23 protein-coding genes are annotated in these 20621 nt (G+C 62.0%); 16 read left to right on the top strand and 7 right to left on the bottom strand.

What is annotated here, in order from left to right:
- The first annotated feature begins 44 nt into the window (after positions 1-44).
- Positions 45-470: a GTP pyrophosphokinase gene (locus AC2CGW_RS21325; protein ID WP_186669069.1), complete on the top strand. Its 426-nt coding sequence runs from the start codon at positions 45-47 to the stop codon at positions 468-470.
- Positions 471-519: 49 nt separating this feature from the next.
- Here AC2CGW_RS21325 and AC2CGW_RS21320 read toward each other — a convergent pair whose 3' ends face one another.
- Positions 520-975 carry a MarR family winged helix-turn-helix transcriptional regulator gene (locus AC2CGW_RS21320; protein ID WP_186710151.1) on the bottom strand — a complete coding sequence of 152 codons (456 nt, stop codon included), beginning with the start codon at positions 973-975 and terminating at the stop codon, positions 520-522.
- A 105-nt stretch (positions 976-1080) separates the two neighbouring features.
- On the opposite strand from AC2CGW_RS21320, the gene AC2CGW_RS21315 reads away from it, so the two are divergent.
- On the top strand, positions 1081-2064 hold the full coding sequence (locus tag AC2CGW_RS21315; RefSeq protein WP_186720998.1) for an aldo/keto reductase: 984 nt from the start codon (positions 1081-1083) through the stop codon (positions 2062-2064).
- 3 nt (positions 2065-2067) lie between these two features.
- On the opposite strand, the gene AC2CGW_RS21310 is transcribed toward AC2CGW_RS21315, so the two are convergent.
- The 3 genes from AC2CGW_RS21310 to AC2CGW_RS21300 form a co-directional block, all read right to left on the bottom strand.
- A complete protein-coding gene (locus AC2CGW_RS21310; protein ID WP_186669075.1) occupies positions 2068-3033 on the bottom strand; it encodes an endonuclease in 966 nt (321 codons plus the stop codon).
- A 47-nt stretch (positions 3034-3080) separates the two neighbouring features.
- A complete protein-coding gene (locus AC2CGW_RS21305) occupies positions 3081-3320 on the bottom strand; it encodes a DUF1654 domain-containing protein (protein WP_186669077.1) in 240 nt (79 codons plus the stop codon).
- 221 nt (positions 3321-3541) lie between these two features.
- Positions 3542-4630, bottom strand: a complete 1089-nt coding sequence (locus AC2CGW_RS21300) for an asparaginase (RefSeq protein ID WP_186669079.1) — start codon at positions 4628-4630, stop codon at positions 3542-3544.
- Positions 4631-5030: 400 nt separating this feature from the next.
- Between AC2CGW_RS21300 and AC2CGW_RS21295 the strand changes: the two genes are divergently transcribed.
- The 7 genes from AC2CGW_RS21295 (at position 5031) to AC2CGW_RS21265 (ending at position 12069) form a co-directional block, all read left to right on the top strand.
- Positions 5031-5984 (top strand): substrate-binding domain-containing protein, encoded by a 954-nt coding sequence (locus AC2CGW_RS21295; RefSeq protein WP_484574554.1) that lies wholly within the window; start codon positions 5031-5033, stop codon positions 5982-5984.
- A 101-nt stretch (positions 5985-6085) separates the two neighbouring features.
- Positions 6086-7633 carry a sugar ABC transporter ATP-binding protein gene (locus AC2CGW_RS21290; protein ID WP_484574553.1) on the top strand — a complete coding sequence of 516 codons (1548 nt, stop codon included), beginning with the start codon at positions 6086-6088 and terminating at the stop codon, positions 7631-7633.
- On the top strand, positions 7630-8622 hold the full coding sequence (locus AC2CGW_RS21285) for an ABC transporter permease (protein WP_186669083.1): 993 nt from the start codon (positions 7630-7632) through the stop codon (positions 8620-8622). The genes AC2CGW_RS21290 and AC2CGW_RS21285 overlap by 4 nt, the downstream gene beginning before the upstream one ends.
- A gap of 3 nt (positions 8623-8625) precedes the next feature.
- Positions 8626-9648 carry a LacI family DNA-binding transcriptional regulator gene (locus tag AC2CGW_RS21280; RefSeq protein WP_186669085.1) on the top strand — a complete coding sequence of 341 codons (1023 nt, stop codon included), beginning with the start codon at positions 8626-8628 and terminating at the stop codon, positions 9646-9648.
- Positions 9649-9657: 9 nt separating this feature from the next.
- Positions 9658-10566, top strand: coding sequence for a ribokinase (gene rbsK, locus AC2CGW_RS21275; RefSeq protein WP_484574552.1), 909 nt, complete (start codon positions 9658-9660; stop codon positions 10564-10566).
- Positions 10563-10967 (top strand): D-ribose pyranase, encoded by a 405-nt coding sequence (gene rbsD / locus AC2CGW_RS21270; RefSeq protein WP_426351835.1) that lies wholly within the window; start codon positions 10563-10565, stop codon positions 10965-10967. Before rbsK ends, rbsD begins: the two co-directional genes overlap by 4 nt.
- 136 nt (positions 10968-11103) lie before the next feature.
- Positions 11104-12069 (top strand): nucleoside hydrolase, encoded by a 966-nt coding sequence (locus AC2CGW_RS21265; RefSeq protein WP_186669157.1) that lies wholly within the window; start codon positions 11104-11106, stop codon positions 12067-12069.
- Here AC2CGW_RS21265 and AC2CGW_RS21260 read toward each other — a convergent pair.
- A complete protein-coding gene (locus AC2CGW_RS21260) occupies positions 12041-12253 on the bottom strand; it encodes a hypothetical protein (RefSeq protein WP_186669091.1) in 213 nt (70 codons plus the stop codon). The genes AC2CGW_RS21265 and AC2CGW_RS21260 overlap by 29 nt on opposite strands.
- Before the next feature lie 291 nt (positions 12254-12544).
- Here AC2CGW_RS21260 and AC2CGW_RS21255 point away from each other — a divergent pair, with 291 nt between their 5' ends.
- Positions 12545-12868, top strand: coding sequence for an I78 family peptidase inhibitor (locus tag AC2CGW_RS21255; RefSeq protein ID WP_186669093.1), 324 nt, complete (start codon positions 12545-12547; stop codon positions 12866-12868).
- A gap of 87 nt (positions 12869-12955) precedes the next feature.
- Here AC2CGW_RS21255 and AC2CGW_RS21250 read toward each other — a convergent pair whose 3' ends face one another.
- Both AC2CGW_RS21250 and AC2CGW_RS21245 read right to left on the bottom strand, forming a co-directional pair.
- Positions 12956-13168 carry a cold-shock protein gene (locus AC2CGW_RS21250; RefSeq protein ID WP_012313861.1) on the bottom strand — a complete coding sequence of 71 codons (213 nt, stop codon included), beginning with the start codon at positions 13166-13168 and terminating at the stop codon, positions 12956-12958.
- A gap of 163 nt (positions 13169-13331) precedes the next feature.
- Positions 13332-13634: a hypothetical protein gene (locus AC2CGW_RS21245; protein WP_186669096.1), complete on the bottom strand. Its 303-nt coding sequence runs from the start codon at positions 13632-13634 to the stop codon at positions 13332-13334.
- A gap of 330 nt (positions 13635-13964) precedes the next feature.
- Here AC2CGW_RS21245 and thrS point away from each other — a divergent pair, with 330 nt between their 5' ends.
- From thrS to pheT, 6 genes are all read left to right on the top strand, one after another.
- A complete protein-coding gene (gene thrS, locus AC2CGW_RS21240) occupies positions 13965-15887 on the top strand; it encodes a threonine--tRNA ligase (RefSeq protein ID WP_186720904.1) in 1923 nt (640 codons plus the stop codon).
- Entirely contained in the window at positions 15887-16438 is a 552-nt protein-coding gene (gene infC, locus AC2CGW_RS21235) for a translation initiation factor IF-3 (RefSeq protein ID WP_172964767.1), read from the top strand. The genes thrS and infC overlap by 1 nt, the downstream gene beginning before the upstream one ends.
- A 61-nt stretch (positions 16439-16499) precedes the next feature.
- Positions 16500-16694 (top strand): 50S ribosomal protein L35, encoded by a 195-nt coding sequence (gene rpmI / locus AC2CGW_RS21230; protein ID WP_003250667.1) that lies wholly within the window; start codon positions 16500-16502, stop codon positions 16692-16694.
- Positions 16695-16722: 28 nt separating this feature from the next.
- A complete protein-coding gene (gene rplT, locus AC2CGW_RS21225) occupies positions 16723-17079 on the top strand; it encodes a 50S ribosomal protein L20 (protein ID WP_003250671.1) in 357 nt (118 codons plus the stop codon).
- A gap of 110 nt (positions 17080-17189) precedes the next feature.
- The gene (pheS, locus tag AC2CGW_RS21220) at positions 17190-18206 is read left to right on the top strand and encodes a phenylalanine--tRNA ligase subunit alpha (RefSeq protein ID WP_054892050.1); all 1017 of its coding nucleotides are present in this window, start codon (positions 17190-17192) and stop codon (positions 18204-18206) included.
- 33 nt (positions 18207-18239) lie between these two features.
- Positions 18240-20621 (top strand): phenylalanine--tRNA ligase subunit beta, encoded by a 2382-nt coding sequence (gene pheT, locus AC2CGW_RS21215; protein ID WP_484574551.1) that lies wholly within the window; start codon positions 18240-18242, stop codon positions 20619-20621.

Raw genomic sequence — 20621 nt, 5'->3', positions numbered from 1 at the left:
TCGGGCATCGTCGGTACCCAGAGGGTTGAGTGGGGAGAGGGAGCATGTCCAACCTGGAACGAGCGATCGTAGTGGCGACCAGGGCCCATGAAGGGCAATTCGACAAGGGGGGCGCGGCTTATATCCTGCATCCGCTACGGGTGATGGAGCGGGTCTCGACGCCCGAGCAGCGGATCGTCGCGGTGCTTCACGATGTGCTGGAGGATACGCCGCTGACCCTGTCAGACCTGGCTCGTGAAGGCTTCACCCTGAAGATCCTGGCGGCGCTGTTGGCGTTGAGTCGGCGTGAGGGTGAGCGCTACGAGGATTTCGTCGTGCGCCTGGGCAGTGACCCGCTGGCGCGCGAGGTGAAGCTGGCTGACCTCGCCGACAATAGTGACCTCTCGCGAATCCTGTGTCCGGGGCCCGCGGACATCGCCCGGTTGAGTCGTTATCGTGAGGCCAGCGCCTATCTGCTGGCACTGGCGTGATGGCGCCACGCCCTTCGCAGGAGCGCCTGGTTACGCTACGGGGCCGATTCTACAGGGGGTGAGCTTCAGCCTCCGGATCATTGAGCGTGGTCATGCACGCATCCATCAGTACATGCAGCGCGCTGATGCGTTCCAGCCCCAGCGCATCCTGTAATGAATCCTGTGCCGCCTGCCACGCCTGATTACCTTCTTCGCGTTTATCTATCCCAGCCTCGGTGATCTGCACCGCACGGCTGCGCGCGTCGCCGCCTGCCGAAATCGTCAGCCAGCCCTGAGCTACCAACGGTTGCATGTTGCGCGTCAGGGTCGAAGGCTCCATCTGCATGGCCTTGGCCAATTCGCCCGGGCGCAACGGGCCGAGCCGCAGCACGTGGGACAGCAGGGCGTACTGGGTGTTCTTCAGGCCTATGGCAGCCAGGTGCTGGTCGTAGTGACGGGTGACCATGCGCGTCAACTGGCGCAGTTTGAGATTTGTGCAGCCGGAGGGCTTGATTGGTGTGTTCATGTGAAATATTGTACCTGCAACATCTGTATATGCAAATGTTCTGTCAACCGGGAGCGATCATTCCTGGCGGCTGTTGGAACGGTATTCATCAGGTCAGGAGCATTCATGCGTTACACACCCTTTGGCAAGACCGGATTACGACTGTCCCAGCTGGCATTGGGTACAGGCAACTTTGGCACCGCGTGGGGCCATGGCGCCGACCCCGAGGCGTGCAAGGCGATGTTCGACACCTACCTGGAGGCGGGCGGCAACCTCATCGACACGGCGGACATCTATCAGTTCGGCGAATCTGAAACACATCTGGGGCGCTTGCTGGCGGGGCGCCGCGATGAGGTGGTGCTGTCGACCAAGTTCACCCAGGGTGCGTCGCCCGCCGCGGGGGTGCTGACCACCGGCAATAGCCGCAAGGCCATGGTCACCTCCCTGGAGGCCAGCCTCAAGCGTTTGAACACGGACCGTATCGATCTGTACTGGGCTCACTTCCCCGATCATGTGACCCCGACCGAAGAGCTGCTGCGTGGCCTGGAAGACCTCTCGCGATCAGGCAAGGTGCTGTATGTCGGCCTTTCCAACTTCCCCGCCTGGCGTGTGGCTCACGCGGCCACCTATGCCCAGCTTTCTCGCGCCGTACCCATCGCGGCTGCGCAGTTCGAACACAGCCTGGTGCGCCGCGAATGCGAGCTTGACCTGTTGCCGACCTGTCGGGCATTGGGTTTGGGCATGATGACTTTCTCGCCCTTGGGTGGCGGCATGCTGACCGGCAAGTACCGCCAGGGCGAGTCGGGGCGCGCCCAGGGCCTGGGCGGCAAAGTGTTCCAGCCGGAGAATTCGCCGCAGCGCAGCGCGATCCTCGATGCGCTGCTGGACGTGGCACAGGAGCATGGCGTCCCGGCAGATCAGGTAGCGATCGCCTGGGCTGCCAGTCACGACACGCTGCCGCTGATCGGGCCGCGTTCGCTGGTGCAGTTACAGTCGAACCTGGCGGCCCTTGAGGTGAAACTCAGCAGCGAGCAGTTGCAGCGCCTGGATGACGTCAGCCAGTTCGTGTCGCTGCCCGTCGAGCGGACCTCCCGCGCCCCGGTGGCATGAGGGTCAGCGGCAGTTGCCGGCCTTGCGGTAACCGGCGGCCTGGGCTTGCGACTCGGACTCGAAGCTGACCTGGTTCTTGGCTGACACCTGATTGTAGCCAGGGCAGCCGCTGGGCAAATGGTAGAGGTGGCTGTTCTGGTTGCCGATGATCGCACCCGTCACGCTGACCTTGGCCAGGGTAGGCTGAGGTGCGGCCTTGGTAGGTTTGTCGGCAAGGCTGCTGACAACACCGTCGCCGACGGTCTTGTAGCCGGCTGTCCAGCGTCGCTCGCCGCTCACGAACGGGTTGGCGTGCCCCATGATGCCGGCGATACGGCGGTCGCGCTCGCGCTCCCAGGCGGTGACCGGGTACTGCTTGTCCCAGGCCATGAGCAGTTGTTGCTGCTGGCGCGACATGTTCAGGCCATAGCGATCGAACATATAGAAGGTGGTGCGGGCGACCAGGCCCTTGACTTCATCGCGCGGCTCGGCAGCGCGCTGGTTGAAATCGACGCGGGTCTTGCACTGGCCGTACTGCTGCCCCACACCCGAGGCCATGCCATAGTTGAAGTTGCTGCGATCGCCATTCACCTCGCCCACCGCCGGGTACAGGTTGAACAGGTCGGCTTCCATGGCGCGAAATACCGGGTCGTCGTCGGCGCAATGCTCGCGGCCGCCGTTCTTCCAGCACTGGCGTTGATGGCCCAGGGTCCAGGCCGGCACGATGTGTTCCCATTCGGTACGGTCGGCGCGGGTCTGTTGCTTTCGGGCTTGCAGGCCGCAGGAGGCGGGGTCGATACGCCCCCCGGACTTGCCCACCCATGTCCATTTGCAGCCGCAGTAGAGCTCACCCATGGCGCTGCTGGCCTGGTCGAGATAGATCTTCTGTTTGGCCACGACCTTGGCTTCGGCAAAGGTGGCGGGAGGGTTGGCGAGCGCTGGAGTGGCGACGGACAGGAGCAGGGCTACGGCAGACAGCAGTTTTTTCATGGGCGAGCGCAAATCATCTTTCGGTGGAAGAGGGGGCGGGGAAAGGATCAGTCTTCTTTGGGGATGGTCCAGAAGATCTGAATACCGCCATCGTCGCGATGGGCGAGGGTGACGTTGTCGTTCTCGGCAATTTCCTCGAGCAGCGTTTCCCAGTCATCGGGGGACTCGTGCTCCAGGCGGAAGATCAGCGCTGCTCGGCTGCGCTGGGCGGTGGGGCTGTTGATGATCTTCTGGATGCGTACGCCGAGTTGTTCATAACTGCTGGGCGCTGCGGCGGGGCTGGCCATGGAGCTTTCCTTGTTTTGCTGTATGTGCGTACAGTATTTCACTGTCAGTTTTTTCGCAACAGCGTGTCAGGCAAAAAGCATCTATGGCGCTTGGAGGGGCTGGCACGAGTAGGCCGCCCCGAAGGATGAGGCTGCCGCAACCTCTAGGGAGAGATCGCGGCAGCTTTACTCTTTACATCGTGAGCCGGGCCGTCATACCTGCAGCCTTGCTCATGGCTGGATCAATATTCCCAGAAGATCCGCTGCAGCTCCTTGCTGTCCTGGGTCTTGGTCATGGCCACCATGGCCAGGATCCGCGCTTTCTGCGGGTTCAGGTCATGGGCCACGACCCAGTCGTTCTTGTCGTCCGGCTGCTCGGCGTTACGCAGCACGAAACCGCCCTGGTTGACGTGCGAGGAGCGAATGATCTGTACGCCGTCCTTGCGCAGTTCTTGCAGTGCCGGCACCACGCGCGACGACACCGAACCATTGCCGGTGCCAGCATGGATGATCGCCTTGGCACCGCCCTGGGCCAGGGCTTTGTACGCGGTGTCGGTCACGTTGCCGTAGCCATAGGCGATGTCCACCTGTGGCAGGCTGCTGATCTGCTTGATGTCGAACTCGGAGTTAGTGGTGTGGCGCTTGGCTGGCAGGCGGAACCAGTAGGACTTGCCCTCCACCACCATGCCCATCGGGCCCCAGGCGCTCTTGAAGGCTTCGGTCTTGATGTTCACCGACTTGCTGACATCGCGACCGGACTGGATCTCGTCGTTCATGGTCACCAGCACGCCCTTGCCGCGCGACTGCTTGTCGCCAGCCACAGCCACCGCGTTGTACAGGTTGAGCATGCCGTCGGCAGACATCGCTGTGCCCGGGCGCATGGAACCGACGACCACGATCGGCTTGTCGGTCTTCTCGACCAGATTGAGGAAGTAGGCAGTCTCTTCCAGGGTGTCGGTGCCGTGGGTAATGACGATACCGTCGACGTCCTTGCTGTCGGCCAGTTCCGCGACGCGTTTGGCCAGCTTGAGCAGGTCGTCGTTGCTGATGCTCTCGGAGGCGATCTGCATCACCTGTTCGCCGCGCACATTGGCAATGTCGGCCAGTTCCGGCACGCCGGCAATCAGCTTGTCGATGCCCAGCTTGGCAGCTTGGTAGGTCGCGCTGTTGGCGGCGCTGGCGCCGGCGCCAGCAATGGTGCCGCCGGTGGCGAGGATGACCACATTGGCGAGCTTCTGCTGTTGTTCGGCTTCCTTGGCGGAAACGGCCATCGGCAGTGCAAGCAGCAGGGCGAGGGCGCCCGGCGCGAAGGTTTTCAGTGCGGTGTTCATTATTTTTTCTTCTCTCTTCCAAATGAGATGTTTGTTCGCAACAGGTTGTAGGCAGGTTCCGTACCAAGGGTGCAGTAGCCGCGAGGTGCGGGACGAGTTGAGTCGGATTTTTCGCGAGCAAGCCCGCTCCCATCCGTGTGTGGAGAGCGCAAGCATGGCGTTGCCAGTGGAGGGATGGGCTTGTCCAAGAAGAGGGTGGCAGGTGTTTTGCTATTCGGAAACCCGAACAATACCTACAAGGGCTATTCGGTTTTCCGACTATTTGCCGGATAATCTCCGACTAACACGACCGGGCCTGGAACGCCGGAAAGTCATTTGACAAAACCTGTTCCTGTTCCCATAGTAAGGCAGCGCAAACGTTTGCGGTCCGATAAAAATCACAAGATTCGGAGTTAATCCCATGAAGCTGCCGTTCCCCGGTCGTCTGCTGGCTATTGCCGTTCTCTCCTCCCTGTCTCTCGCCATTCCGCTGTCCCAGGCCCATGCCGAGGACAAGCCCAAGGTCGCACTGGTCATGAAATCGCTGGCCAACGAATTCTTCCGCACCATGGAAGATGGCGCCAAGGCCTACCAGAAAGAACATCCGAATGAATTCGACCTGGTCGCCAACGGCATCAAGGACGAAACCGACACTGGCAACCAGATCCGCATCGTCGAGCAGATGATCGCCACCGGCGCCAACGCCCTGATCATCGCGCCGGCCGACTCCAAGGCCTTGGTCCCTGTGATCAAGAAAGCCATGGATGCCGGCATCACTGTCGTCAACATCGACAACCGTCTCGACCCCGAAGTGCTCAAGAGCAAAGGCATCAGCGTGCCGTTCGTTGGCCCTGACAACCGCAAGGGCGCGCGTCTGGTCGGCGACTACCTGGCGAAAGAGAAGCTCAAGGCTGGCGATCAGGTTGGCATCATCGAAGGTGTGCCGACCACCACCAACGCCCAGCAGCGCACCGCCGGCTTCAAGGATGCGATGGAAGCCGCGCATATGAAAATCGTCTCGGTGCAGTCCGGCAACTGGGAGATCGACAAGGGCAACGCCGTTGCCGCCTCGATGCTCAACGAATACCCCGACCTCAAGGCGCTGCTGGCGGGTAACGACAGCATGGCCCTGGGCGCTGTCTCGGCCGTGCGTGCCGCTGGCAAGACTGGCCAGGTGCAGGTAGTCGGTTACGACAACATCAACGCCATCAAACCGATGCTCAAGGATGGCCGCGTGCTCGCCACGCTCGACCAGGCCGCCAGCCAGCAGGCTGTGTTCGGTATCCAGGCGGCGCTGAAGATGGTCAAGGGCGAGAAGCCTGATGTCGATGCCGACAATGTCATCCAGACACCGGTAGAACTGATCACCAAGTGATGCTGACAGTGCGCTGAGTCCGATGGCAGTGGTGGTTCGCCGCTTACGCAGAGTCAGCGCCAGTTCAAGCAGTTGCAGCTCGTTCCATGAGAGAGGTGGCCATGTCGGCCCATGAATCCGTGCTCAGTGTCACCGGCCTGGGCAAGACGTACGCCCAGCCCGTGCTCGGTGATGTCACGCTAGACCTGCGCGGCGGCGAGGTGCTCGCTTTGACCGGCGAGAACGGCGCCGGCAAGAGCACCTTGTCCAAGCTCATCAGTGGCCTGGAAACCCCCACCACCGGGCAGATGACCTACCGCGGCCAGCCCTATAGCCCTGGCAGTCGCAGCGAGGCCGAGCGCCTCGGTGTGCGCATGGTGATGCAGGAACTCAACCTGCTGCCCACGCTCACTGTTGCCGAGAACCTGTTTCTCGACAACCTGCCCAGCCGTGCCGGCTGGATCAGTCAGAAACGCCTGCGTCAGTTGGCGACCGCGGCCATGGCCCAGGTCGGGCTGGACGCCATCGATCCGGACACCCCGGTCGGCGAGCTGGGCATCGGCCATCAGCAAATGGTCGAAATCGCCCGCAACCTGATCGGCGACTGCCTTGTGCTGATCTTCGACGAGCCCACCGCGATGCTCACTGCGCGCGAGGTGGAGCTGTTGTTCACGCAGATCGAGCGCCTGCGTCAGCGGGGTGTGGCCATCGTCTATATCTCGCACCGGCTCGAAGAGCTGCAGCGCGTATCGCAGCGTATTGCCGTGCTGCGCGACGGCAAGCTGGTGTGCGCCGAGCCGATCGCTCGCTACAGCAGCAACGAACTGGTCAATCTGATGGTGGGGCGCGAAGTCGGCGAGCACATCGACCTTGGTCGCCGCGAAATCGGCGCACCGCTGCTCAAGGTGGAGCACATGACCCGTGGCGACAAGGTGCGCGATGTGTCGTTCGAGGTCAGGGCAGGGGAGATCTTCGGTATTTCCGGGCTGATTGGCGCCGGGCGTACCGAGTTGTTGCGGCTGATCTATGGTGCTGATCGCGCCGACAGCGGCAGCATTCAGCTGGGGCGCCCGCTACAACCGGTCAACATCGATTCGCCCAAGGCTGCCGTGCGTGCCGGCATTGCCCTGATCACTGAAGACCGCAAGGGCGAAGGCCTGTTGTTGCCGCACTCGATCAGCGCCAACGTCGCCTTGGGTAACCTCGGCGCGGTCTCCCGCGCTGGAGTGCTCGACCCCCACGCCGAGCGCCAGCTTGCCGAGCGGCAGATCAGCGCCATGCGTATCCGCAGCGCGAGCCCCGCCCAGGCGGTCGGTGAGCTGTCCGGTGGCAACCAGCAGAAGGTGGTGATCGGTCGCTGGTTGGAGCGCGACTGCCAGGTGCTGATGTTCGATGAGCCCACCCGCGGCATCGATGTTGGCGCCAAGTTCGATATCTACGGGTTGCTGGCCGAACTCGCCCGCCAGGGCAAGGCCCTGGTGGTGGTGTCCAGCGACCTGCGCGAGCTGATGCTGATCTGCGACCGCATCGCCGTGCTTTCCGCTGGCCAACTGATCGAGACCTTCGACCGTGATGGCTGGAGCCAGGACCAGATCCTTGCCGCTGCCTTCGCCGGTTACCAGAAACGTGACGCATTGCTGCACGACGCAGCTCCCAGGATGGACGCATGAAGACTCCCACCCTCGACTCCGCCGGTACGCCGGTACGCCGCAGCGGCACCTATTTCGGCCTGGGCACCTACCTGGGCCTGGCCGGTGCCTTGCTGGCGATGATCGTGCTGTTCTCGTTCCTGAGCAGCCACTTCCTCTCTTATGCCACCTTCAGCACCTTGGCCAACCAGATCCCTGACCTGATGGTGCTGGCCGTCGGCATGACCTTCGTGCTGATCATCGGTGGCATCGACCTGTCGGTCGGTTCGGTGCTTGCGCTGGCTGCCTCGACCGTCAGCGTCGCCATCCTCGGCTGGGGCTGGAGCGTATTGCCTGCCGCGCTGTTGGGCATGGCCATTGCCGCCCTGGCCGGCAGCATCACCGGCGCGGTCACCGTGGCCTGGCGCATTCCGTCGTTCATCGTATCGCTTGGCGTGCTGGAAATGGCCCGTGGCCTGGCCTACCAGTTCACCGATTCGCGCACCGCCTACATTGGCGACGCGTTCTCCTGGTTCTCCAACCCGATCGCTTTCGGTATTTCTCCGGCCTTCATCATTGCCTTGCTGGTGATCATCCTCGCCCAGCTGGTACTGACCCGCACGGTGTTCGGTCGCTACCTGATCGGCATCGGCACCAATGAAGAAGCCGTGCGCCTGGCAGGTATCGATCCGCGTCCGTACAAGATCGGGGTCTTTGCCTTGATGGGCCTGCTGGCGGGGCTGGCCGCGCTGTTCCAGATCTCGCGCCTTGAAGCTGCAGATCCGAACGCCGGTTCTGGCCTTGAGTTGCAGGTGATTGCCGCCGTGGTGATCGGCGGCACCAGCCTGATGGGTGGGCGAGGCTCGATCATCAGCACCTTCTTCGGTGTGCTGATCATTTCCGTGCTGGCCGCAGGCTTGGCGCAGATCGGAGCTTCCGAGCCAACCAAGCGTATCATCACGGGCGCTGTGATCGTCATCGCCGTGGTCCTCGACACCTACCGCAGCCGACGCGCGACCCGGCGGAACTGACCCATGGCAACCATCAAAGATGTCGCGGCACTGGCGGGTATTTCCTACACCACCGTGTCCCATGTACTGAACAAGACCCGCCCGGTCAGCGAACACGTGCGCCTGAAGGTCGAGGCCGCCATCGCCGAGCTGGACTACGTGCCCAGTGCCGTGGCGCGCTCGCTCAAGGCGCGCAGCACCGCGACCATTGGCCTGCTGGTGCCCAGCAGCGTCAACCCTTACTTCGCCGAGCTGGCTCGCGGTATCGAGGACGGCTGCGAGCGCAACGGTTATTGCGTGATCCTGTGCAACTCGGACGATGATCCGAAGAAGCAGCGCAGCTACCTGCGGGTGCTGCTGGAAAAACGCATCGATGGCCTGATCGTCGCCTCGGTGGGCGAGGACCGTGACCTGCTCGAGAGCCTGGCTGCCGTGCGCACGCCAATGGTCATCGTCGACCGCGCCTTGGAAGGCGTCGATGCCGACCTTGTGCGTATCGATCACGAGCTGGGGGCCTATCTGGCCACGCGCCACCTGCTTGAGCTCGGCCATACCGACATCGCCTGCATCGGCGGCCCGGCCGAGACCGGCGTCAGCCAACTGCGCGTGAGCGGTTTTCGTCGTGCCATGGCCGAGGCCGGGCTGAACGTGGCGGACAATCGCGTGCTGCACAGCGACTTTACCAGCCCCGGTGGCCACGCAGCGGCCGCACAGTTGCTCGAGGATGAGCCGCCGACGGCGATTTTCGCTGGCAACGACATGATCGGTTTCGGCGTGTTGCGCGCTGCGGCCGAGCGCAATATCGACGTCCCTGGCCAGCTATCGGTGATCGGTTTCGACGACATCGAGCTGAGCCGCTATGTGTATCCGCCGCTGACCACTGTCGGCCAGTCGATCCGCGAGCTGGGCGACAGTGCCGCGCAGTTGCTGCTGTCGCGCATCGCCACACCGCGTCGCGATGCGGCGCAGCAACGTATCGTCGCGCCGCGTATCGTGCTGCGCGAATCCACCGGGCCGCGCCCGGACCTGTTCAATGATTACCGCTAAGGAAGACCCATGCATGCCAAGGTCGTAGTGGTCGGCAGCCTCAACATGGACCTGGTGGCCCGTGCCGAGCGTCTGCCGCGTGGCGGCGAAACCCTCGCCGGCGACAGTTTCTTCACCGTACCCGGTGGCAAGGGTGCCAACCAGGCCGTTGCTGCCGCGCGCCTGGGGGCGAGCGTGGCCATGGTCGGCAATGTCGGCGATGACGCCTATGGCCAGCAGTTGCGCCAAGCGCTGGAGGCAGAAAAGATCGATTGCCAGGCCGTGAGCGTCTGTGCAGGCGTATCCAGCGGTGTGGCGCTGATCGTGGTGGATGCCACCAGCCAGAACGCCATCGTCATCATCCCGGGCGGCAATGGGCTGCTGACCCCCGAGTCGGTGCAGCGCTTCGATGCGTTGCTGCACAACGCCGAGGTGATCATCTGCCAGCTCGAAGTGCCGCCTGCCACTGTAGAGTGGACGCTGGCCCGCGGTCGCGAGCTGGGCAAGACGGTCATCCTCAACCCGGCACCGGCAACGGGCCCACTGCCGCGGGAGTGGTTCGCCCATATCGACTACCTGATCCCCAACGAGAGCGAGGCCGAGGCCTTGACCGGCCTGTCGGTGAGCGATATCGACAGTGCTCGCTGCGCCGCCGAGCGCCTGCGCGAATGGGGTGCGAGCAAGGTCATCGTCACCCTGGGTGCCGAAGGGGCGCTGTTCGTCAGTGAGGGCGGCAGCCGTCATTTCCCGGCAACCAAGGTCAAGCCACTGGACACTACGGCGGCAGGCGACACCTTCGTCGGCGGCTTCGCTGCGGGGCTTGCCTACGGGCTGCAGGAGGGCGAGGCGATCATGCGTGGCCAGCGGGCTGCGGCCATCTCGGTCACCCGCGCGGGGGCGCAGCCATCCATTCCCTTCCTCAAGGAGTTGGCGCCATGAAGAAGACCGCACTGCTCAATATCGCCCTCTCGCGCACCATTGCCGGTCTGGGGCATGGCGACATCCTGGTGATCGGCGATGCCGGCCTGCCGGTGCCGCCAGGTGTGGAGCTGATCGACCTGGCATTGACGCCGGGCATTCCGGACTTTGCCAGCGTTCTGCGCGTGGTGCTCAGCGAAATGCAGGTGGAGCGGCATGTGTTGGCCGACGAGATGTTCAGTGCCGCACCGCCTGGGCTGGTGGGGGTCGAGGAGCAACATGCGCTGGGCTTGCTCGGTGAGCGCGAGCGTATGCCCCATGATGAATTCAAGGCCCTGAGCCGACGGGCGCGGGCGGTGATTCGCACGGGGGAATGCAAGCCCTACAGCAATATTGCGTTGATTGCGGGCGTCACGTTCTGAGGTAGTCGGCGGATGTGCCGGCCTATCGCGTGACGCGCCCTCTGAAACAGACCAAACAATAAAAGCAAAGGAGTGAAGCGGGATGTTGATCAACAAAGCCAAACGTTTGCTACAAGGAGTCGTGCTTATGTCCACGATGGCTGCTGCCAGTGCATTCGCCGCCCCGCGTGACCTGATCATCGACACTGACCCCGGCGCCGACGATGTCGTGGCCTTGTTCCTGGCCATGGCTTCGCCCGAGGAGCTGAAGATCCGCGCCATCACCACCGTCGCCGGCAATGTGCGCCTCGACAAGACCTCCCGCAACGCGCGCCTGGCGCGCGAATGGGCCGGTCGTGAAGACATTCCGGTATACGCCGGGGCAGGGCGCCCACTGGTGCGTGCGCCGATCTACGCCGCCGATGTCCATGGCGAGGAAGGCTTGACGGGTGTCGCGGTGCATGAGCCCAAGCAGCCTCTGGCCAAAGGCAACGCCGTGCAGTATCTGGTCGATACCCTCGATGCCGCCGAGCCCCACAGCATCACCATCGCCATGCTCGGCCCGCAGACCAACCTGGCCCTGGCGTTGATCCAGAAGCCGGAAATCGTCAAGGGCATCAAGGAAGTGGTGATCATGGGTGGCGCCCACTTCAATGGCGGCAATATCACCCCGGTGGCCGAGTTCAACCTCTACGCCGATCCGCACGCTGCCGAAGTGGTGCTGGCCAGCGGCGTCAAGCTGACGTACCTGCCGCTGGACGTGACCCACAAGATCATCACCAGCGACGCACGTCTCAAGCAGCTCGCCGCTGTCGGCAACGACGCCAGCAAGAAGGTGGTGGACATCCTCAACGCCTACATCAAGTACGACATGGACAAGTACGGCATGAGCGGTGGCCCGGTACACGACGCCACCGTCATCGCCTACCTGCTCAAGCCAGAGCTGTTCAGTGGCAAGCAGATCCACATGACCGTCGACAGCCGCGAAGGCCCGACCTTCGCCCAGACTGTCGCCGACTGGTACGGCGTGCTCAAGCAGCCGGCCAACGTGATGTGGATCGAAAATGGTGACGCCCAGGGCTTCTTCGACCTGCTCAGCGCGCGCCTGGCTCGATTGAAATAGTGTCGTGCGGCGCGTAGCGCTCGAACACCTGTTCGATGAAGCTGCGCGCCGCCTCGCTGCCACGATCGCGCACCAGCAGGTCGATGGCGATCAGCAACAATTCTTCCGGAGTGCCCGGGCTGTAGGCACTCTGGCCCTCGGCCCATTTGACCTTGATGTCGGCGTCTATGCTGTGGGTGTTCATGCGGGTACTCGCGACTGTGCCTGGTGCCTGGGGTCGAACACCGGCTCCTGGCGTTCGCGGGGGAGGCGAGACGCACTCCACGTCTGCCAAGTAAATCATGCCTTTGCAGCCGTTGCGCTGCGACTTAAGCATAAGCAGGCCGCTCGCCCTAACCAATCGCCACGGTGCAAAATCCGGTCACGATTGCTTTTGGCCTCATCTGGCGAGATCAGGCAGACTTGAGCGGTTTTGCAACAAACTGTAAGCGGAGCGGTCGCATATGACAGTTCCCAAGATCGATTAGGAGGATTCATGTTCCGTACCCGCGCTTCCCTGGCGACCTTGCTGATGGCTGCCGTCCTGGCTGGCTGCAGCACCGGTGGCTCGTCTGATGGCGGCAGCGCCGCGCCGGCGACCCCCGCCGGTGGTGATGGCCGTTGCAGTGCCAGCGGCGCCGATTTCACCGTCGGCAAGCCGGGCACGCCCGAGCTGCTGGAGCAGGCCCGCAAGGCAACTGGCGCGCAGATCGCCCGGATCCTCAAGCCCCATGATGTCGTCACCCTGGAATACCGCTCCGACCGTTTGAACCTGAACGTCGATGAGCAGGGCAAGGTCATTCGCGCCAACTGTGGCTGATCGCCTGTGAGGGCTGGCCTGTCCAGGTAGCTCGAGCCCATAAAAAACCCGCCGGTGAAGGCGGGTTTTTTTACTGCGGTATCCGAATTACTCCGGACGAACCTGAGCAGCCTGCATGCCCTTCTGGCCTTTTTCGGCTACGAAGGAAACAGTCTGGCCTTCTTTCAGGCTCTTGAAGCCGTCGGATTCGATGGCCTTGAAGTGTACGAACAGGTCGTCGCCGCCGCCTGCTGGGGTGATGAAGCCGTAGCCTTTCTCATCATTGAACCATTTGACGGTGCCTTGTTGGCGATTGGACATGAGGTGAATCTCCAGAACATTTAGTTTTTCAGTGGTGCAATGCGGCCGAGGCTACGGAGCACCGGCAACATCATAGTCTAATTCTGCTTATGTAGCGCTCTTTACCTTAGCCGGATACTGATCTGGCGCAAACAATGCGCGATCGGTACGGCTCGGCGGGTCATCATTTTGGCTTGCAGGCGGCCTGTACTACGGTCTGAGCCTTCTGCATCAGCGCAGCGTCGACGCCGTCCTTGCTGTCGAGGTCCTGGATCTCCTTGTCGGTGAAATTCTTTTTGATGGCTTGGGCGCCGCAATCGCAGTGCTTCTTCGCCGTCGCGGCGTCCACGCCCTGGCCGGTCGCGACTTGCTGGCACTGAGACATGTACGCCTGCTCCTTGCCGGCGGGGAAGTTACCTGCGTTGGCGGCCAGTGGCAGCAGCAGGACGCTCGCGGCACACGCGGCCAGAAGAGACTGAACTCGCATAACCAGACACTCCTTGGTTTAGGTCTCATCAAGAGTAGGATGCTTCAGAGGGTCTGATAGGAATTTTTCCGTACAAGTTCACCGCCCCGGCGTAAATTCCAAATATTTCTGCGTCAGGCGCAGGCCGCGTGCTAGCATGCCCGGCTTGCAGCTGCTCACGTCCAGCGCGCAAGTTATCTTTCCAGTCACTCTGGTTCGCCCCTGACAGGCCGAAAGGCTTCTGCCGCTGTGAGGCAGGCTTTCCCCCGGGAAAGGCAGGTCGGATCTTGTACTGGCTCATCCCAACCCACGTGACCTTTGGTAGGGGTCACCACTAGGAGAGGAGGCGCCATGCCCACCATTACTCTTCCCGATGGCAGTCAACGTTCGTTCGACAAGGCCGTAACCGTAGCTGAAGTTGCCGCATCCATTGGTGCAGGCCTGGCAAAGGCCACCTTGGCCGGCAAGGTCGACGGCAAATTGGTCGATGCCTGCGACCTGATCGAACACGACGCCACCCTGCAGATCATCACCCCCAAAGATGAAGAGGGACTGGAGATCATCCGTCACTCGTGCGCCCACCTGATCGGCCACGCGGTGAAGCAGCTGTACCCGACCGCCAAGATGGTGATCGGCCCGGTGATCGACGAAGGCTTCTATTACGACATCGCCTACGAGCGTCCTTTCACCCCCGAGGACCTCACTGCCATCGAACAGCGTATGCACCAGCTGATCGACAAGGACTACGACGTCATCAAGAAGATGACCCCGCGTGCCGAAGTCATCGATGTGTTCAGCACCCGTGGCGAAGACTACAAGCTGCGTCTGGTCGAAGACATGCCGGACGAGCAGGCCATGGGCCTGTACTATCACGAAGAATACGTCGACATGTGCCGTGGCCCGCACGTGCCGAATACCCGCTTCCTCAAGGCGTTCAAGCTGACCAAGCTGTCTGGCGCCTACTGGCGCGGCGACGCCAAGAACGAACAGCTGCAGCGCGTGTATGGCACCGCCTGGGCTGACAAGAAGCAGCTGGCGGCCTATATCCAGCGCATCGAAGAGGCCGAAAAGCGCGACCATCGCAAGATCGGCAAGCAGCTCGATCTCTTCCACCTGCAGGAAGAAGCCCCGGGCATGGTGTTCTGGCACGCCAACGGCTGGACCGTCTACCAGGTACTCGAGCAGTACATGCGCCAGGTCCAGCGCGAGAATGGCTACCAGGAGATCAAGACCCCGCAGGTCGTCGACCGCATCCTCTGGGAGCGTTCCGGCCACTGGTCCAACTATGCCGAGAACATGTTCACCACCTCGTCGGAAAACCGCGACTACGCGGTAAAACCGATGAACTGCCCATGCCACGTGCAAGTGTTCAACCAGGGCCTGAAGTCATACCGTGACCTGCCGCTGCGCCTGGCCGAATTCGGCGCCTGCCACCGCAACGAGCCGTCCGGCGCCCTGCACGGCATCATGCGTGTGCGCGGCTTCGTGCAGGACGACGCGCACATCTTCTGCACCGAAGAGCAGGTAAAAAAGGAAGCGGCTGATTTCATCAAGCTGACCCTGGACGTGTACAAGGACTTCGGCTTCACCGACGTCGCCATGAAGCTGTCCACTCGTCCGGCCAAGCGTGTCGGTTCCGAAGAGCTGTGGGACCGCGCCGAAGGCGCGCTGGCCGACGCCCTGAACGAATCCGGCCTGGCCTGGGAATACCAGCCGGGCGAGGGCGCCTTCTATGGTCCGAAGATCGAGTTCACCCTGCGCGACTGCCTCGGCCGTAACTGGCAGTGCGGTACCCTGCAGTACGATCCGAACCTTCCGGAGCGTCTGGATGCCAGCTATATCGCCGAAGATAACGCCCGTAAGCGTCCTGTGATGCTGCACCGCGCCATTCTCGGCTCCTTCGAGCGCTTCATCGGCATGCTGATCGAGCACTACGCTGGTGTGTTCCCTGCATGGCTGGCGCCGACCCAGGCGGTGATCATGAATATCACCGACAAGCAGGCCGATTTCGCCCTCGAAGTGGAAAAAACGCTGAATGGAAGCGGTTTCCGTGCCAAGTCCGACTTGAGAAATGAGAAGATCGGCTTTAAAATCCGCGAGCATACGTTGCTGAGGGTCCCGTACCTTTTGGTTATAGGGGACCGCGAAGTCGAAACGCAAACCGTCGCTGTGCGTACTCGCGAAGGCGCAGACCTGGGCTCCATGCCTGTCGCGCAATTCGCTGAGCTCTTGTCGCATGCGGTTTCCCGGCGTGGTCGCCAAGAATCGGAGTAATGACTATTAAGCGTGAAATGAGAAACGATAAACGAACTGCACCTAAGGCACCGATCAACGAGAATATCTCGGCACGCGAGGTTCGGTTAATTGGCGCTGATGGCGAGCAGATTGGCATCGTCTCGATTGATGAAGCGCTTCGTATCGCTGATGAAGCGAAGCTGGATCTGGTGGAAATCTCCGCTGACGCAGTCCCGCCTGTTTGCAAGGTGATGGACTACGGCAAGCACCTCTTCGAGAAGAAGAAGCAGGCCAACGAAGCGAAGAAGAATCAGAAGCAGATCCAGATTAAAGAAATCAAGTTTCGTCCAGGGACGGAAGAAGGGGATTACCAGGTAAAACTACGCAACCTGGTACGTTTCCTTACCGATGGGGACAAGGCCAAGATCTCTCTGAGATTCCGCGGCCGTGAGATGGCCCACCAGGAGCTGGGTATGGAACTGTTGAAGCGGGTCGAAACCGACCTCGTCGAATACGGGACCGTCGAACAGCATCCTAAGATGGAAGGACGCCAGCTTATGATGGTCATCGCTCCCAAAAAGAAGAAGTAATCTCCCGGGCACGGCAGGCCTGATGATTATTGTGTAATTTTATCGAATGCGGAGTTCCAACATGCCAAAAATGAAAACCAAGAGCGGTGCTGCGAAGCGTTTCCTGAAAACCGCTTCCGGCTTCAAGCACAAGCACGCTTTCAAGAGCCACATCCTGACCAAAATGTCGACCAAGCGTAAGCGTCAACTGCGCGGTGCCAGCCTGCTGCACCCGTCTGACGTGGCAAAAGTCGAGCGCATGCTGCGCGTACGTTAATTTCGGTCAAAGATAGAGGAAGTTACTCATGGCTCGTGTAAAGCGTGGCGTCATCGCTCGTAAGCGTCACAAGAAAATTCTGAAACTGGCTAAAGGCTACTACGGTGCACGCTCGCGCGTATTCCGCGTTGCCAAGCAAGCGGTCATCAAGGCAGGCCAATACGCCTACCGTGACCGTCGCCAGAAGAAGCGTCAGTTCCGCGCTCTGTGGATCGCTCGTATCAACGCCGGTGCCCGCACCAACGGTCTGTCCTACAGCCGTCTGATTGCTGGCCTGAAAAAGGCGTCGATCGAAATCGACCGCAAGGTTCTGGCCGACCTGGCAGTGAACGAAAAAGCGGCGTTTGCTGCGATTGTCGAGAAAGCTAAAGCCGTTCTGGCTTAAGTACCCGCGACAATCATCCGCCGGCACCCTGTGCCGGTGGGTGTAAAACGTCATCGATAGGGGAAGAGCCTTCAAAGCTCTTCCCCTATTTTCGTATCTGGAGTCTGTACATGGAAAACCTGGACGCGCTGGTCTCCCAAGCCCTAGAGGCCGTGGAGCGCGCTGAAGACATCAATACCCTGGAACAGATCCGGGTCCAATTTCTCGGCAAGAAGGGCGAGCTGACCCAGGTGATGAAGACCCTGGGCAACCTGCCAGCCGAAGAGCGCCCCAAGGTCGGTGCGCTGATCAACGACGCCAAGGAACGCGTCACTGACGTGCTCAACGCACGCAAGGCCGCCTTCGAAGAGGCTGAGCTGAACGCTCGCCTGGCTGCCGAATGCATTGATGTCACCCTGCCAGGCCGTGGCCAGGCCACCGGTGGCCTGCACCCGATCACCCGTACCCTCGAGCGCATCGAGCAGTTCTTCACCCACATCGGCTACGGCATCGCCGAAGGCCCAGAGGTCGAAGACGACTACCACAACTTCGAAGCGCTCAACATCCCAGGCCACCACCCGGCCCGGGCGATGCACGACACCTTCTACTTCAATGCCAACATGCTGCTGCGCACCCATACTTCGCCCGTTCAGGTGCGGACCATGGAAAGCACCCAGCCGCCGATCCGCATTGTCTGCCCCGGCCGCGTATACCGCTGCGACTCGGATATCACCCACTCGCCGATGTTCCACCAGATCGAAGGCCTGCTGGTCGATCGCGACATCAACTTCGCCGACCTCAAGGGCACCATCGAAGAGTTCCTGCGGGTGTTCTTCGAAAAAGAGCTGGCAGTGCGTTTCCGCCCGTCGTTCTTCCCCTTCACCGAGCCGTCCGCCGAAGTCGATATGGAGTGCGTGATGTGCTCCGGCAAAGGCTGCCGCGTGTGCAAGCAGACCGGTTGGCTGGAAGTGATGGGCTGCGGCATGGTCCACCCGAACGTACTGCGCATGTCCGGTATCGACCCGGAAGAATTCTCCGGCTTCGCCTTCGGCATGGGTGTCGAGCGCCTGGCCATGCTGCGCTATGGCGTCAACGATTTGCGTCTGTTCTTCGACAACGACCTGCGGTTCCTGGCGCAATTCCGCTAGGCCACACCTCGACGCAATCTTCAGGAGAACAGCATGAAATTCAGTGAACAGTGGCTGCGCGGTTGGGTAAACCCGCAAGTCTCCCGTGACGAACTGGTCGCCCGCCTGTCCATGGCCGGCCTGGAAGTCGACAGCGTCACCCCGGCGGCTGGCCAGTTCAGGGGCATCGTGGTGGGCGAGATCCTCGCCACCGAACAGCACCCGGATGCCGATAAGCTGCGCGTCTGCCAGGTCAGCAATGGCCAGGAAACCTTCCAGGTTGTCTGTGGCGCCCCCAACGCACGTCCCGGCATCAAGATTCCGTTTGCCATGATCGGCGCCGAACTGCCCGGCGACTTCAAGATCAAGAAGGCCAAGCTGCGCGGTGTCGAGTCCTTCGGCATGCTGTGCTCGGCCGCCGAGCTGCAGATCAGCGAAGAGAACGACGGTCTTCTGGAGCTGGCAGCCGACGCGCCGGTGGGTGAAGACATTCGCCAGTACCTCAATCTGGACGACGCCAGCATCGAAATCGGCCTGACCCCCAACCGCGGCGACTGTCTGTCGGTGGCGGGCCTGGCGCGCGATGTCAGCGCACTGTACGACGTCCCGGTCAGCCGTCCGGTGGTTCCGGCCGTCGCGCCTGCCCACGACGAAGTGCGCCCGGTTGAAATCAGCGCCCCCGCTGCTTGCCCGCGTTACCTGGGCCGTGTAATCCGCAACGTCGACCTGAGCAAGCCGACCCCGCTGTGGATGGTCGAACGCCTGCGTCGTAGCGACGTGCGCAGCATCGACGCTGCCGTCGACATCACCAACTACGTGATGCTCGAACTCGGCCAGCCGATGCACGCCTTCGACCTCGCTGAAATCAACGGCGGCATCCGCGTGCGCATGGCCGAGGAGGGTGAGAAGCTCGTCCTGCTCGATGGTCAGGAAGTCGCCCTGCGGAGCGACACCCTGGTCATCGCCGACCATACTCGCGCCCTGGCCATCGCCGGCGTCATGGGTGGCGAACACAGCGGCGTCAACACCGAGAAGACCCGCGACCTGTTCCTGGAAAGCGCCTTCTTCGAGCCAGTATCGGTCGCTGGCAAGGCCCGCTCCTATGGCCTGCACACCGATGCCTCGCACCGCTACGAGCGCGGCGTCGACTCGCAACTGGCCCGCGAAGCCATGGAGCGCGCTACCGCCCTGGTGCTCGAGATCGTCGGCGGCGAAGCCGGCCCGATCGTCGAAGCCGTGAGCGAGCAGCACCTGCCCAAGGTTGCCCCGGTCACCCTGCGCGCAGAACGCGTCAGCCAGATGCTCGGCATGGACATGGCCCCGGCCCAGGTCGAACAGCTGCTCAACGCCCTGGAGCTGAAAACCAGCGCCAATGGGGCAGGGGTGTGGACTGTCGAGATCCCGAGCCACCGCTTCGACATCAGCCTCGAAGTCGATCTGATCGAAGAGCTGGCACGCCTGTACGGCTACAACAACCTGCCGGTCCGCTACCCGCAAGCCCGCCTGGCCCCCAAGGCTCGCTCGGAATCGCGCGGAGAACTGCCGATTCTGCGTCGCCTGCTGGTCGCCCGCGGCTATCAGGAAGCCATCACCTACAGCTTCATCGACCCCAAGCTGTTCGAGCTGTTCACCCCTGGCGTCGAGCCGCTGATGCTGGCCAACCCCATCTCCAGCGACATGGCCGCGATGCGCGCCTCGCTGTGGCCGGGCCTGGTCAAGGCGCTGCAGCACAACCTCAACCGCCAGCAAGACCGCGTGCGCCTGTTCGAAAGCGGCCTGCGCTTCGTCGGCCAGTTGGGCGACCTCAAGCAGCAACCGATGATCGCCGGCGTGATTACCGGCAGCCGCCTGCCGGAAGGCTGGGCCAACGGCCGTGACAGTGTCGATTTCTTCGACATGAAGGCCGACGTCGAAGCCCTGTTGGGCTACTCCGGCGCGCTCGCCGACTTCAGCTTCAGCGCAGGAAAGCACCCAGCCCTGCACCCCGGCCAGACCGCCCGCATCGAGCGCGACGGCAAGGAAGTGGGTTACCTGGGCGCTATCCACCCGGAGCTGGCAAAGACCCTGGGCCTTGAGCGTCCGGTGTTCGTCTTCGAGCTGGTGCTGGGTGAAGTGGTCGAAGGCCGGCTGCCGAAATTCAGCGAACTGTCCAAGTTCCCTGAAACCCGTCGTGACCTGGCGTTGATCGCAGGACGTGACGTGGCGTCGAGCGCCGTGCTTGAAGTAATTCGTGACAATGCAGGGGAATGGCTCACAGACCTCAGGCTGTTTGATGTCTACCAGGGTAAAGGTATTGATCCTGATAGAAAAAGCCTCGCGGTCGGCTTGACCTGGCAGCATCCATCGCGCACTCTTAACGACGATGAGGTGAACACCACCCTGCAAAATATCCTCACCTCGCTCGAACAAAGGTTGAACACCACGTTAAGGAAATAA

Source organism: Pseudomonas sp. SYWMCR5, from assembly GCF_057197165.1.
Note: the sequence above shows the minus strand (reverse complement) of the source record. Positions and strands in the feature narration are given on the sequence as shown.

What these genes read in the sequence shown, in the direction of transcription:
- AC2CGW_RS21325 (WP_186669069.1), top strand. Translation starts at nt 45, where the DNA reads ATGTCCAACCTGGAACGAGCGATCGTAGTGGCGACCAGGGCCCATGAA.
- AC2CGW_RS21320 (WP_186710151.1), bottom strand. Translation starts at nt 975, where the DNA reads ATGAACACACCAATCAAGCCCTCCGGCTGCACAAATCTCAAACTGCGC.
- AC2CGW_RS21315 (WP_186720998.1), top strand. Translation starts at nt 1,081, where the DNA reads ATGCGTTACACACCCTTTGGCAAGACCGGATTACGACTGTCCCAGCTG.
- AC2CGW_RS21310 (WP_186669075.1), bottom strand. Translation starts at nt 3,033, where the DNA reads ATGAAAAAACTGCTGTCTGCCGTAGCCCTGCTCCTGTCCGTCGCCACT.
- AC2CGW_RS21305 (WP_186669077.1), bottom strand. Translation starts at nt 3,320, where the DNA reads ATGGCCAGCCCCGCCGCAGCGCCCAGCAGTTATGAACAACTCGGCGTA.
- AC2CGW_RS21300 (WP_186669079.1), bottom strand. Translation starts at nt 4,630, where the DNA reads ATGAACACCGCACTGAAAACCTTCGCGCCGGGCGCCCTCGCCCTGCTG.
- AC2CGW_RS21295 (WP_484574554.1), top strand. Translation starts at nt 5,031, where the DNA reads ATGAAGCTGCCGTTCCCCGGTCGTCTGCTGGCTATTGCCGTTCTCTCC.
- AC2CGW_RS21290 (WP_484574553.1), top strand. Translation starts at nt 6,086, where the DNA reads ATGTCGGCCCATGAATCCGTGCTCAGTGTCACCGGCCTGGGCAAGACG.
- AC2CGW_RS21285 (WP_186669083.1), top strand. Translation starts at nt 7,630, where the DNA reads ATGAAGACTCCCACCCTCGACTCCGCCGGTACGCCGGTACGCCGCAGC.
- AC2CGW_RS21280 (WP_186669085.1), top strand. Translation starts at nt 8,626, where the DNA reads ATGGCAACCATCAAAGATGTCGCGGCACTGGCGGGTATTTCCTACACC.
- rbsK (WP_484574552.1), top strand. Translation starts at nt 9,658, where the DNA reads ATGCATGCCAAGGTCGTAGTGGTCGGCAGCCTCAACATGGACCTGGTG.
- rbsD (WP_426351835.1), top strand. Translation starts at nt 10,563, where the DNA reads ATGAAGAAGACCGCACTGCTCAATATCGCCCTCTCGCGCACCATTGCC.
- AC2CGW_RS21265 (WP_186669157.1), top strand. Translation starts at nt 11,104, where the DNA reads ATGGCTGCTGCCAGTGCATTCGCCGCCCCGCGTGACCTGATCATCGAC.
- AC2CGW_RS21260 (WP_186669091.1), bottom strand. Translation starts at nt 12,253, where the DNA reads ATGAACACCCACAGCATAGACGCCGACATCAAGGTCAAATGGGCCGAG.
- AC2CGW_RS21255 (WP_186669093.1), top strand. Translation starts at nt 12,545, where the DNA reads ATGTTCCGTACCCGCGCTTCCCTGGCGACCTTGCTGATGGCTGCCGTC.
- AC2CGW_RS21250 (WP_012313861.1), bottom strand. Translation starts at nt 13,168, where the DNA reads ATGTCCAATCGCCAACAAGGCACCGTCAAATGGTTCAATGATGAGAAA.
- AC2CGW_RS21245 (WP_186669096.1), bottom strand. Translation starts at nt 13,634, where the DNA reads ATGCGAGTTCAGTCTCTTCTGGCCGCGTGTGCCGCGAGCGTCCTGCTG.
- thrS (WP_186720904.1), top strand. Translation starts at nt 13,965, where the DNA reads ATGCCCACCATTACTCTTCCCGATGGCAGTCAACGTTCGTTCGACAAG.
- infC (WP_172964767.1), top strand. Translation starts at nt 15,887, where the DNA reads ATGACTATTAAGCGTGAAATGAGAAACGATAAACGAACTGCACCTAAG.
- rpmI (WP_003250667.1), top strand. Translation starts at nt 16,500, where the DNA reads ATGCCAAAAATGAAAACCAAGAGCGGTGCTGCGAAGCGTTTCCTGAAA.
- rplT (WP_003250671.1), top strand. Translation starts at nt 16,723, where the DNA reads ATGGCTCGTGTAAAGCGTGGCGTCATCGCTCGTAAGCGTCACAAGAAA.
- pheS (WP_054892050.1), top strand. Translation starts at nt 17,190, where the DNA reads ATGGAAAACCTGGACGCGCTGGTCTCCCAAGCCCTAGAGGCCGTGGAG.
- pheT (WP_484574551.1), top strand. Translation starts at nt 18,240, where the DNA reads ATGAAATTCAGTGAACAGTGGCTGCGCGGTTGGGTAAACCCGCAAGTC.